General features: G+C 38.6%; 11 protein-coding genes. All 11 read right to left on the bottom strand.

Translation table 11 applies throughout. The features are described 5' to 3' along the window. Positions 1 to 63: 63 nt before the first annotated feature. The 11 genes from ACRD64_RS01285 to ruvX all read right to left on the bottom strand — a co-directional run bounded on the left by ACRD64_RS01285 (position 64) and on the right by ruvX (position 12587). Positions 64 to 1260, bottom strand: coding sequence for a multidrug effflux MFS transporter (locus ACRD64_RS01285; protein WP_430931338.1), 1197 nt, complete (start codon positions 1258 to 1260; stop codon positions 64 to 66). Between the two features lie 49 nt (positions 1261 to 1309). Continuing rightward, entirely contained in the window at positions 1310 to 2491 is a 1182-nt protein-coding gene (locus ACRD64_RS01280) for a DUF1835 domain-containing protein (protein ID WP_430931337.1), read from the bottom strand. Next, positions 2472 to 3455: a glycosyltransferase family 2 protein gene (locus ACRD64_RS01275; protein ID WP_430931336.1), complete on the bottom strand. Its 984-nt coding sequence runs from the start codon at positions 3453 to 3455 to the stop codon at positions 2472 to 2474. The genes ACRD64_RS01280 and ACRD64_RS01275 overlap by 20 nt, the downstream gene beginning before the upstream one ends. Continuing rightward, positions 3452 to 4324, bottom strand: coding sequence for a glycosyltransferase family 2 protein (locus ACRD64_RS01270; RefSeq protein WP_430931335.1), 873 nt, complete (start codon positions 4322 to 4324; stop codon positions 3452 to 3454). The genes ACRD64_RS01275 and ACRD64_RS01270 overlap by 4 nt, the downstream gene beginning before the upstream one ends. 12 nt (positions 4325 to 4336) lie before the next feature. After that, positions 4337 to 5548 (bottom strand): hypothetical protein, encoded by a 1212-nt coding sequence (locus ACRD64_RS01265; protein WP_430931334.1) that lies wholly within the window; start codon positions 5546 to 5548, stop codon positions 4337 to 4339. 208 nt (positions 5549 to 5756) lie between these two features. Further along, positions 5757 to 6986 carry a glycosyltransferase gene (locus tag ACRD64_RS01260; protein ID WP_430931333.1) on the bottom strand — a complete coding sequence of 410 codons (1230 nt, stop codon included), beginning with the start codon at positions 6984 to 6986 and terminating at the stop codon, positions 5757 to 5759. Positions 6987 to 7001: 15 nt separating this feature from the next. Next, positions 7002 to 8126, bottom strand: coding sequence for a glycosyltransferase family 4 protein (locus ACRD64_RS01255; RefSeq protein WP_430931332.1), 1125 nt, complete (start codon positions 8124 to 8126; stop codon positions 7002 to 7004). Between the two features lie 24 nt (positions 8127 to 8150). After that, positions 8151 to 10514: a GumC family protein gene (locus ACRD64_RS01250; protein ID WP_430931331.1), complete on the bottom strand. Its 2364-nt coding sequence runs from the start codon at positions 10512 to 10514 to the stop codon at positions 8151 to 8153. Next, positions 10511 to 11272 carry a polysaccharide biosynthesis/export family protein gene (locus ACRD64_RS01245; protein WP_430931330.1) on the bottom strand — a complete coding sequence of 254 codons (762 nt, stop codon included), beginning with the start codon at positions 11270 to 11272 and terminating at the stop codon, positions 10511 to 10513. The genes ACRD64_RS01250 and ACRD64_RS01245 overlap by 4 nt, the downstream gene beginning before the upstream one ends. Positions 11273 to 11613: 341 nt before the next feature. After that, complete coding sequence (def, locus tag ACRD64_RS01240) at positions 11614 to 12165, bottom strand: peptide deformylase (RefSeq protein ID WP_430931329.1); 552 nt, start codon at positions 12163 to 12165, stop codon at positions 11614 to 11616. Further along, positions 12162 to 12587 carry a Holliday junction resolvase RuvX gene (ruvX, locus tag ACRD64_RS01235; RefSeq protein ID WP_430931328.1) on the bottom strand — a complete coding sequence of 142 codons (426 nt, stop codon included), beginning with the start codon at positions 12585 to 12587 and terminating at the stop codon, positions 12162 to 12164. The genes def and ruvX overlap by 4 nt, the downstream gene beginning before the upstream one ends. Between the last annotated feature and the right edge of the window lie 122 nt (positions 12588 to 12709).

Here is a 12709-nt window from a genome sequence, read left to right as displayed (position 1 = left end):
CTTCAACCCCAATGGCAATTGACTATTGACCAATGGCTAATATACTACTGACTGAAGGCGACACTAATTAATCCTCCTCATTGCCCAGGCATACAAAACATTACCGGTGAATGTACAACAAAACATGGCCGTGCCAAGTGGCACCAGGTTATCCGCATGAAAAAGGGCTATTACTGTTCCAATCAAAAAACTTAAGATAAATCGTGTAATCCCGATAGTAGCATTGGCCGAACCGCTTACCTGCGGGTTGATGTTAAGTATGGCCGCGGTGCCGTTTCCGAAAACCAGCCCCAAACTCCCTACAAAAAGGACAATACTGGCAAAGACCGCCCAAAAAGAAGGCTCTGACTGTAGAACCGCAACAAACAAAGCAATTCCGGCTATCAACTGAAGCGCCAAGCCTATTCTTAACAAGAATCTGGGTTTGTGTTTTTTTAACAGAATGGTATTCAAAAAAGAAAGAAGAATATTTAAAACTACATTGGCCCCAAACAATAAAGGAAATTTACTTTGTTCTACGCCAAAAAACTTGATATAAATAAATGAAGCTCCTGTTAAAAAAATATACATTCCTGCCATTGAAAAACTAATGGCAAATAACATGATCACAGATTCTTTGTCCGAGAAAAATATCTTATACTTCTGTAACACTTGCGCTGCGGTAATTTTTCGAGTTATCAGTTTTTGATCCCTGGACTCTGGAACCAGGATGAAAAAACTCACAAATAACAGCACAGCAAAGGCAAACAGAAAATAGAAAACGCCTTGCCACCCCTGGTGTTCAATAAGTAATGCGCCAATAACGGGCGCAAACAGAGGCGCTAACATCATCATCATACTTATGATGGTCACAAACTTGGCCACCTCTTTCCCGGAATACCAATCTCGTATAAACACATTAGACGTAACAGTGGCAAATCCACCACCGAAGGCTTGCGTTACCCGCAGTATAAAAATCAATTCAATGTTATCGCAAAAGGGAATCATCAATGCCGAGATGCCGTATATGGCAATTCCGGATACGGCAATGGGTTTTCGTCCGAATGAATCAGATAGTGGCCCGCCAAAAAAATTACCCACTGCAAAACCCAGGAAATACAAAGTAATGGTGAGTTCAACAACACTGATACGAACCCCAAAGTAAGTAGCCATCATGGGCATGGCTGCCAGGTATGAATCGATAGCAAAGGGAGACAGCGTTACCAAAGCCGCCAACATCACCGTTAATAACAGCGGATTCCGTTTGTGAATATTTTGCATTAAAAAATTGTATTTATTGAAGGAGCGACAAAAGTAATGTTTTATACATTCAATCCTTTATGATGTGCTTCATTTTCTCCAACATCCTTTTGACCTGGATATCGCCAAAGCCGTATATTCCTTCTTGCGCGTTGAATTTTTTGAAGATGCTTGCAAAGTCTTTATTTTCGGATTCAGCCATCACCATTTTTAAAGTTTTCTCGGGGCGGCCCGGGCCATTCTCCGGGAATCTATCGATATGCGCCTGAACAACATCCTCAATATGTTCCATTTTCCGTTTTAGAGGGCTTGCGTTCCTTTTTAATTCCGACCAATTATTCTCCCGGTACGATTCCCAAAGCTTAACTATATGTCTCTTGTCCAGAGTATTAAGCGCTAACCTATTTGCGTAGGAAGCTTTTAATTCCTCTAAACTTAAAACGCCAAAGCCGTGCCACGAATCTTTTATGGGGAGCACCAAATACAAGGTACAATTTCTGCTAAATTCTTTTAACAGGTTTACAATAAACCACATGTTAACCTGACAAAACAAATCCTGCTCAAACCAAAGATTAACGATTGACCCTTTGGGGATTCGTGAAATCTTTTCGATTTCTCCGGCTACGTTTTTTAGATAGTCATCTTTATTGGCACAGAATACTTCCTCAAAAAATATGGCCCTTTCACGCATGAATGCATTTAAAGAAGTTGATTTTACAGGTCCATCTATCAGGCACTCCCTAAAAACGATTTTATCTTTGTTAAACTGATGAAGTTGCTCGAGTAGGCTATCCCCATTCAGAATATGAAATTCGTCAGGATGGTTGTTCAAATGGAAAAGGGTAAAAGGCTTATCAATTCTAATATTAAAACCGATTACCGTTCCCAACAAAGGAATTAGTATTGGCAAAATCCATGCTCTTAGAACATACGGAACGTCATTACTAATAAACAACCTTAAGGCAAGATCAACCCATACAAAAACAAATAAACCAACGATGCCATACAACATTCCCCGCACAACATTTAAGGGTTGCCTAATATAACTTGTATAAATAAATCCCCCTAATCCCACCCCCAGAATAATCCCCAGGTAAACGAGCGAGAAAAATTTAAAATAATAGACATCTAATTGTCCGGCAACATCTTTTACGCCTGATACACTAAATAATATAGCTGAAAAAAAAGCGCCTAATGCCCCCAATAATATTTCCAAAGTAATGTACAGCCATTTATTTTTTTGTTCCTCCATTGATCACTTTTTTGTATTTTAAATCGATATTACCCGGATGAAAAAATAACAATGCCAATAAGTTAAGGATATCTCTTAATAAATGAATTATCAAACGGTTAAAAAAACCTTTAAATCCCGATTTTCGCATGGAAAACAAAACAGCGAGAACTGCAAGAATACAATACATAAGCATGGGGAGCACACTCTTGGTTAGTACAGAAAATACAATTATTATTATTAAAACAATCCATGTTGGGTCGCTGGTGAGCATTCTTTTAAGCACATGTTTATTAAAAATATGGTCGCGGTACAACACTGCCCTGGGGTATACGTGCGAACCGTTTACGAAGGAACGCCACAATCGCTTTCTGTCTTTATAATCTATCGTGTGATGAATGGCCATCAACTCCTTTTTTCTTAACAAAGGAATGCCTTTCCTGGCCAAACGATACCCCAAATCGAGGTCTTGTCCTTTTTTGTATTTGTTTTTCATCCCCCCAACCTCATCCCATTGTTTGCGTTTGATGGCAAATAATCCTCCGGTAGTATATTGAAAGGTATCCTCCCGTACATATATCTTTCTATAAAAATCCTGACGTAAGCATTCGCCTTCATCATTATAATAGTAGTTCATAAAATTACCCGACACAAACTCATATCTTAGATGGCGGGATTCATCCAAAATAAGTTTCAGAAACTCAGGATTGATTTCCATATCACCATCCAGGAAGATCAAATTTTCTCCTTTCGATTCTTTTACACCGATATTACGGGCAATAGCTGCATTGCATGTTCCGGTGATCACAAATGACTTAACCGATGGGAAACTTTGAACGATTTTCAGGCTATGGTCGGTCGATTGCGAATCCACATAGATAATCTCCGCATGCAGTCTGCACTCATCTACCGCTTTAACTATACTCGATAAACATAGTTTCAGGCGCCAGCCTTCGTTTCTGCCTATTACCACAAACGAGATCATAATTTAGACAATAAATTACGTTTGGTATAAAATGCATAAATAGTCCTTAACATCTGCATTGCGAAACCCATTAAAAATAGAGGTTTGGCCGCATGTGACTTATAATACCTATACCACATTTTAATACTTGTCTGCGAATAAGGATTGAAAAACGATTTAAAAAACGTACAGCTGGATTGCTTCACAAAACTCTTGCCCCCACCGGTTTCTTCAATATACGAATGTACCGCAACATCGTAACTGATCAAACAACGATAGCCTGCCTTTTGTATTCGTAATGCCAGGTCGTAATCGGAAGCATATTGCGGGAATCGTTCATTATAGCCATTCACCTCCTTAAATATAGGAACGGGAATGACCGTCCCTCTCCCGTTCAAACATTTTGTGGGATGCAGTCCTCCTAAATTTTCAGGCAGAGGAGTAAACGCCTTATGATATTTGACCTCCTTCGCTTTCCACCAGATGATATTTTTTATTCCTGAGAAGAAAATATACGCTTGCTCTTTTTCGATCAAATTTAAGGTGCCGATCATTGCATCGGGGTTTTGCTGATGCTGTTGAACCAGCTTTTCAATCAGCAAAGTATTAAATATGGTATCATTATTTAAGGTTATAATTAAGCCGGCTCCTTTTTCGATAGCAGCCTTGCAGCCTTCGTTCATGGATTTAGTCCACCACCAGTTTCCGGTCCCTTTCACCAGAATCACCTCAGGAAAGCAACGTATTATCTCGTTTGATGTGCCGTCCGTTGATCCGTCATCCACTACCACAACTCCAAAGTCTTTAAAGGTTTGCTTTTGGAGCAGCCGCAAGCACTGAATGGTGTACGACTTTCGGTTAAAAACCGCTATAACAACATATATTTTCATTCATATCGGGTATCAAGTATCAAGACTTATTTCTTCTTTTTTAAATAAAACAGGCATTAACGTCAAAGAAATAAAAAACACCTTGATAAAATAAATTTGTGAAAAACCTATCAACAAAATGGTTATCAAAGCAAAAATAGCCATTCGCTTATCCACATCGTAAGCTAAACACATGCGAAAAATCGTTAGGTACATCAGGTAAAAATAAATCAGGAATGCAATACCTCCGTACATCACCAAATGGTTGGTCACCCCATTGTTTCGGTGTATGGTTCGGGCGTTTGTCTCTCCCTGAAAACGGGTTGACTCAGACCTTCCCATCCCAAAGAGCGGATACTTTACAAAATCCTGAAAATCGATTTGCGCACTTTTAAAACGTGTGTTATAAGTAGCATCGGTAAAACTCATTTTACGCACAATCTTACTTCCCAAAAAATCAACATTTAAAAATACAGTTACTCCTATTACGAGTACAATGGGGATTACAATGTAACGTCGAATCAAATCCCTGTTCAATACCAGATAAAATATTACAACACCTGCCATCACCAATAGTCCTGATGTTGAAAAGGTAGTCAACACCCCCAGCATCAAGATTCTGTTTTTTTTGTTATTGAGCTGGCCCGTTATAATAATATTGAACAACAAGGCCACTAATAAAAATCCCGAAAATGCTCCCGGTTCCCAAAAAGGGCCTGAATTTCTTTTAAGCCAGATCAAACCTTCACCTTGCGAATTGAAGGTATACAATATAATACTAGGCCAGTTTTTATAGTTGGATGTTTTGATGAGCGGGTTATCAAACATTGGAGCCACCGTGTTTTCAAAGAAACTCTCAAAAGCTCCTATGTAAGAAGTAACATAAAAGAAAAGGCTAACCAGCACCGAGAAAACTAAAACATCTACATAGTACTCCACCGTCTTTCTTCCGACTGCTTTTATCGTCAGGTAGGCGAACAACAACCGGACATGAAGCCCTAAATACGTTTGCACCGGGAGTTCATAGAACTTCAGCATCTGCCCTACTTGAAGGGTTAGTACAGCGGATAAATAATACATAAAAAAACGGTCAATCTTTCTCTGTCGGATAAAGAAAACAACGGCCGGAAATGCCAAAAACACAATCATCATGGCAATATGCGCCTTGTAAAAAAAAGGCACGCCCGAGAACGCGATCAGCAGGTAAACCAGCCAATAATCCGTTATTTTAGTTACATTTATCATAGACGAACGCTATTGTGTTTTTGTTTTTTTGATGCTTTATAGTATTAACTTCCTGACATTAAAATACTAAAAACAAATTTTATACTTTAAAACCCCCAATGGGGTTAAATCCGAATAACCACGGGTAAAAAAACGTAAATTCCTGAGCTTTAAAACCTGTAACCCCAAAGTGGTTCAACTCTTTAAATGCATTAACATCTTACCAGCCTCATTCAACAAGTGATTGATACAATTGAATATATTTTTTTGAAACCTCATTAATATCAAAATTATCTACAATAGTTTGTCGGGCTGTTTCCGATAAAAGTATATTGTTTTCCGATTTTGTACAGAATTCTATCCCTTCAGTTAAATCTTCTATATTTTTATGTTTTGCCAGGTATCCGTTGACTTTATGCTTAATCATATCGCCATTTCCCCCTATTTTAAATGCAACAACAGGAGTTGCACATGCCAGGCTCTCCATGATTAAATTGGACAAGTTTTCCTGCAATGAAGGCACCACAGCAACATCCACCGCCGACATATATTCAATCATGAGTTGGTCATCATTGATTTCACCCGGAAAATAAGTCTTTAATCCACTGATTGAGTTTGCATCGCTTTGTTCACCGATCACCACCAATTCGTATTCTTCCGGTTTTAGCATGGTTAACGCCTGGCTGAGGTATTGATATCCTTTTCGGGTTTCCGACAATACATCAACCGCTGCAAACAATATTAGTTTTTTATCGTTTGGCAAATTTAATTTATTGCGACAAGCCTGCTTATCCATTGGCGCAAATATATCCACGTCTATCCCATTGGGTATTTGTTTTATCTTATGGTCCTGTCCAATCAAACTTTGTTTCACACAATCTTGCATCCAGGTACTTAAACCAATAAATGTAATAGGGGAAGTGTTGTTTAAGATTTCTCGTTTACAAGATAGCTGCTTCAAACTTAGTCCATATTCTCCATCTTCGCTTAAGATGGGACAACTTGCACAACCATTTACATATCTTCCACATCCCTCATCGTAATGGCATCCTCCGGTAAACCACCACATATCGTGCAAGGTAATCACAACGGGTATCTTTATTCCTTTCAGTTCATTCAGGTTCATATACCCTCGGTTTATCCAATGTAGATGAACAATATCCGGTTTTTCTGTTTCTATTTTTCTTCGTATCGAATGTGCGGGATATCCTAACGAGAACATTTCTCTGCTTCCTTTTGCCTTACTTTTTATAATCAGCTTTTCAAGCTTAATATATATCTTCGTCAGCTTTTTTTTTGCCTTTCCGTTGTGGATATCAACCACAGTATCATCCGCTGTTCGTTTTGCACCTACCCACATCTTACTCCCAATGCCGACATGAAGCAAACCTTTGTGCAGGCGATAAGCTGCACGTCCGGCACCAAAAAAATCTTTTCCACACAGATGAAGTACTTTCATGGCTTAAACTCAAAATTATGATTCCATATATTCAATCAACTTATCCACGTTTCTTTCCGCGTTAAATTGCTTATTAAAATAATCCTTTCCGTTGCTTAATTGTCGGCTCACATCGTGCCCATCTATAAACTCTTGAAGTGTTGCACGCAAAAAATCGAAATCACCTTGACAACTGAACCCAACGTTTTGCCGACTAAAAACCTGATCGGGGTCAACATTTAAACTTAATATTAGGGTTTTAAAATACCAGCTCTGAATAAAGGTATTTGGCATTCCTTCGCTCAAACTTGTATTTACATACACTTTTGCCCGGGCAAACCATTGGTTGGCCTCCTGATAGCCGACAGAACCGACTACACTCAAATTCTGGGGGATATCTTCCGATAAGATGGAATTACAGGCCGAGCCCAGCATCACAAAATGCCAATCTCGGTTTAATCCAAACTCCTTCGCCAGTTCAATAAATAAATGTGCCTGTTTTACCAAACTGTCGTTACCTACCCACAATATCAAATTTTCTTTGTCTTCATCTACCTCCTCCAGTAATGAAAAAGAATTGGGAACGACGATTCCAAGGGTATTAAAATTAGTCTTGTAAGACTGAAGCTGATACTGATTTTGACAAACCACTTTACCCACCCGCTTTTTCACCCATTCAATTAACTTATCAAGGAGGAAAAAATCAGTTTTACGTATCCATTTTTTTATGATATTGGAATAGCTATACGCTTTAAAGTATGTGCTATATTTATTTTTGTGTGCATCAGAATCAAGAGCCAGCGCAAATACCATATGCTTACCCTGTTTCTGGGTATACCAATACGTGGATGCAGTTAAAGCGAAATCTGTTCGTTGGTAGTAATAATGTGCGCTTGTATTTTTCAATACTTTCAACACATCCCAAAACTCCAGTATTCTGATACTTCTTTTTCTGTAATAATGATATTGAATATTATCATTTAGGAACGGAGAGTTACTGATTTGCTTTTCATATCCTAACCCCGCACAAACTACTTCGACCTTCCATCCCCTTTTTAAGAATGCCTGCGACAAGTAATGTACCTGAATTTCGGCACCTCCTGTGGTAAAAGTTACAAAGTGTGGAATAACGAAACATATGCTCCTCATATCATTGTTCATACCTTACTACTTTCAGGATCGTTTTTAGGCGTTATTGTACTTATTGTAGTAATCGTATTTGTATTTTTTGCCCTCGAGCTTGCTTCCGTTTAATACCAAACCATTGTTCTGTATGCCCTTTTGCTTTACTTCCTGCAACACGGAACGAAGCACTTTTTCACTCGTATATTTTTCCCTGACCACGAATAAATTTACATCCGCATATTTCATCAGCATATACCCATCGCTGAGCACTCCAATAGGCGGTGTATCAATAATAATGTAATCGTAATTGGCCTTTAACACTTTAAACAAGGTTTCTGTCAACTCATTCCCTATCAGCTCCAGAGGGTTTGGAGGGATGACCCCGGGGGCTATAAAATCCAGGTGTTCAATTTCGGTATGGATAATAATTTCATCAATCTCATTATTTTTAAGATAGTACGACGTTAGCCCTCTGCGTTTATCGTGTACAAAATCGCTAAACTGTCCCGATTTGCGTAAATCATATCCGACAATTACCGTCTTTTTACCAAAATTAGCCAGGGAAATGGCCAGGTTATTTGCCACAAAGCTTTTGCCTTCCCCCGCTATGCAAGACGAAACCAAAATGGTTTTATGTGCAGCTCCTTCTTTGAAAAATGACAAATTGGTACGTATCGTTCTAAATGTTTCCGTAACCACCGATGCCGGACGACTATGCACCACGAGCTTGCTTCCTTTTTCTTCACTTTTTAAGATGGAACCTAAAAAAGGCACATCCGCAAACTTTTCGGTAAATTCTTGCTCGTTTTTTATTCTATCGTCTATTAAGTCAATAATCACCAGCGCCAAAGCAGGAAGTATAAGTCCCAGAAATAATGCCAGGGCAAAATGAATCTTTGGGTTTGGAAATACTTTTTTCAACACCCGTGCCGGTTCAACAATTAAATGTTCGGGTAAACTACCGGCTTTGGCTATTTGTGCCTCGGCACGTTTTTGTAGCAGAAAGGTGTAAATGGCATCGTTAATATTGAATTTTCGCTGCATTCCCACCAGTTTTCGCTCCGTTTTCGGCAGTGTTTTCACTTGTTGCTCCAGTTGCCTAATCTGATCCTGGAATTTCTCCACTTCGCGTTTTAACGATTCCTTGGAAAAAGTAATATTGTCGACAATGCTGTTTCTGAGGTTTTCGATTTTAATCTCCAGATTCTTAAAAAACGGCCCTTTTTGCTGATTCCTGGTAATCAGGTCGCTTCTTTGGTTGGAAAGAATTAACAGGTCCCTGATAAATTCGTTCAGTGTTGTATTGGTCACCCCTATAGACGAAGGAACAACAATCTTGCTGTAGTCATCGTCCTGCTGAAAATACTCATCCAAATACTCATAATAATTATAGGCCCGCTCTGTAGTGCTTTTTTGAATTTCCAACTGCTGAAGCCTTTCCAAAACACGGGTGGCCTTGGTGGTTATGTCCATCACCTGATTGGATGCCCGGAACTTCTCCAGTGTGCTTTCGGCAAAGCTCAGGGAATCGGAAATTTCTTCCAGCTGACTATTGATAAACGCGATGGTATTTAATGCCAGATGATTTTTCCGTTCGAGGTTTTTATTAAGGTAAATTTCATTCAGGGTCTGGATAAAATCTACACCTCTGGCAGGCGATTCCGATTTTAATGATAATTGCACCACGCTCACTTCGGTATTTACAGGGTTCACCTTTAATTCCTTTTGATAATTTCGTACCAAAGTTTCAATATCGAAAAACTTAAAAGCATATTTTTGCCCGGCTATTTTTTTTAAATCGACATCTTCATTTAAATAAATCCTAAATTTATAATCTTCCCCCATGATTACTGCCGATTGAAAAAACTCTGCTTCTAATTCCAAGTTTTTTTCCGTGGGATATCCAATTCCCGTGGAATAATTCACTATTCTGTAATCATCTTTATCTGCCCTTAAAACAAACTTCCCGTCCTCCTTAAAAACTACCTCAAACGTTGTGTTGATGATTTGGTTATGCAACGAATCGATGATGACCACAAAGGGCGATTGATTATAAATTTCCTTTTGCAAAAGATTTTCATCGAGATAATAGGCTGTTTCCAGATTTAATTTTTCAATCGTCTCACGGATCAAAGGAGATGAACTCAAGATTAACATCTCGTTTTGGTAGTTCATCTTTTGATCGAACATACTGAAACTTTGAATAAACTCCATCGCTTTTTGTCCATCCAGCCCCATATCTTCTTTTATATAGATGCTGGACGAAACCAAATATTTTGGCTTTAACACCTTAATAGAAACGATGGCCAAAACACAACAAAACACCAATGAAACCACGAACCAATGCCAGTTTTTAAACAGATGCTTAATCACCTTACTGACATCGATATATGAATCATTGTTGGTATTATTTTTTATACTCATTCTTTTACATAGTTAGCAACCAAAATAATGGTTGTAATTGAACTTAGCACCACAGCCCAGGGAAATGCATCAAATCCCCAGTGTCGCCTTTTCAATGGTTCCACGTAAATGACGTCATCAGCTTGAACATACAGGTCTGCCTCCCCCAACAATGAAATATCGGTTAGATTGACCCTTTTGCGGACTACTTTATTGTTCGCATCCCTCACTATCACTACTTCTCTGCGGTTACCATATTCCGAAATGTCGCCGGCCAGGCCAAGTGCCTGAAATATGCTCAAATACTCGGCCGCATAGAAATATCGCCCTGGCTTATTAACACTACCTAGTACAGTAATGCTTTTATTGACAAAGGTAATTTTTACTGAAGGCGTGTTCAGATAGTCTTCAAGTTCCTTGCGTATTTTTTCGGATGCCTGATCAACTGTCAAGCCTTCAACTTTTGTTTGTCCAACAATAGGCAATTTAACCGCTCCGTCTTTGTCCACCGTGTAGGATACCATGGCCAAATCAAGTTCGGAACGTCCTCCGCCATAACGGTTTGGGTCATTGTTCATAAAGTTAATGTTGCCGTCGTCAAAACTTGAAACCTGGATATAAATTTGATCGAATACCTTAATCGTATTCTCAGATTTTTTATTGGCAAATGATTTTTCGGTATGGTCTAAATCGGGATCCTGCAAATAAATAATGTCTTGCTGCGGAACACATCCGAAAGTTACGACCACAAGGATCAAAAACAGAAAAGCTTTACTCATATTTGATTGGTTTATTTAATAATTGAATATCATGTTAAATACGAGACAATAGACCTATTTACAAGGTGCTTATCCTCAATTTATTACTACAATCATCGTTGATTTTTCAAACAACACTCAATCAGGCACTTAAAAAAACTTATCCAAGTGTTGTTTAAAATCCACCCTAAAATATTTATTCTCGGCCAATATTCTGTTTTTTTTTATATAAAAAACTACATTTTCGATATTAACATCAAACCTTTCACTTTCTATCATTAATCCTTACATAAAAAAAGGGCATCTATAAAATAAACACCCTTGGAAATATTGTAATATAATTTAATCTCTCCAAAAACAAGTTAAGCCGTTTTTATTCTATAGCCAACATCCACTTTCCCTTTAGAAATAGCGGTTAGTTTACCTTTTAACAGCCTTTTTTTTAATGGGGACAGATGATCTACAAACAGAATCCCTTCCACATGGTCGTATTCGTGCTGCACAACCCTGGCAGCAAAACCTTCCAGTTCCTCTTCAACCAGTTCAAAGTTTTCGTTTTCGTACTCAATCTTTATTTTGTTCGGTCGTTTAACTTCTTCGCGAATACCCGGCAAGCTCAGGCACCCCTCTGATTCGTTGCAATTTTCATCGTTTGTTTCCACAATAATTGGATTGATCAAGACACGTTTAAAGTCTTCCAATTCCGGGAATTCTTCCGACAAAGGACTGGCATCAATCACGATTAAGCGAATACTTTTCCCTATTTGAGGTGCTGCCAAACCTATACCATCAGAATGGTGCATGGTTTGCCACATGTCTTCTATCAGTTTCTCCAACCCTTCGTAATCCTCATCAATCTCATCGGCCACCTTTCTCAATACAGGATGACCGTAAACAGTTACCGGTAATATCATAAATTCAAATTTCCTTTTTGTTCCAAATACGACTGCAAGATAATGGTGGCACTTAGTTTGTCCACCAAATTTTTGTCTTGCCTGGCCTTCTTTTTAAGTCCCCCGTCAATCATCGCCTGAAAAGCAATTTTTGAGGTATAACGTTCGTCTACCCATTCAACAGGCATATGCGGGAATTTGTTTCTTAAACGGTTAAAAAAAGGTTTGATGTACCGCATCGATTCCGAATCCTCTCCCGAAGCCTGCCGGGGATATCCTAGCACAATCTGCTCCACATCCTCTTGCTCAAAATATTTTTCCAAATATTCGATTAAAGTATGCGAGGGAACCGTCTCCAAACCGTTTGCAATAATTTGCAAGGGATCTGTTACCGCAAGTCCCGTCTTTTTTCTTCCGTAGTCAATAGCTATTATCCTGCCCACATAAATTCCTTTAGAAAGGCAAAAGTAGTTGTTTTTGCCAATACAACAAGATATTCAGATTCAATATCTACAAAAGAAAATTTGAAGAAAGAAAAAGTTCCTGTTCAATTAATGTTAAATCG

The organism is Saccharicrinis sp. 156 (genome assembly GCF_050589685.1).
Lineage (GTDB): Bacteria > Bacteroidota > Bacteroidia > Bacteroidales > Marinilabiliaceae > Saccharicrinis.
The sequence above is the reverse complement of the archived record's forward strand: the minus strand, read 5'-3'. Positions and strand labels throughout refer to the sequence as shown.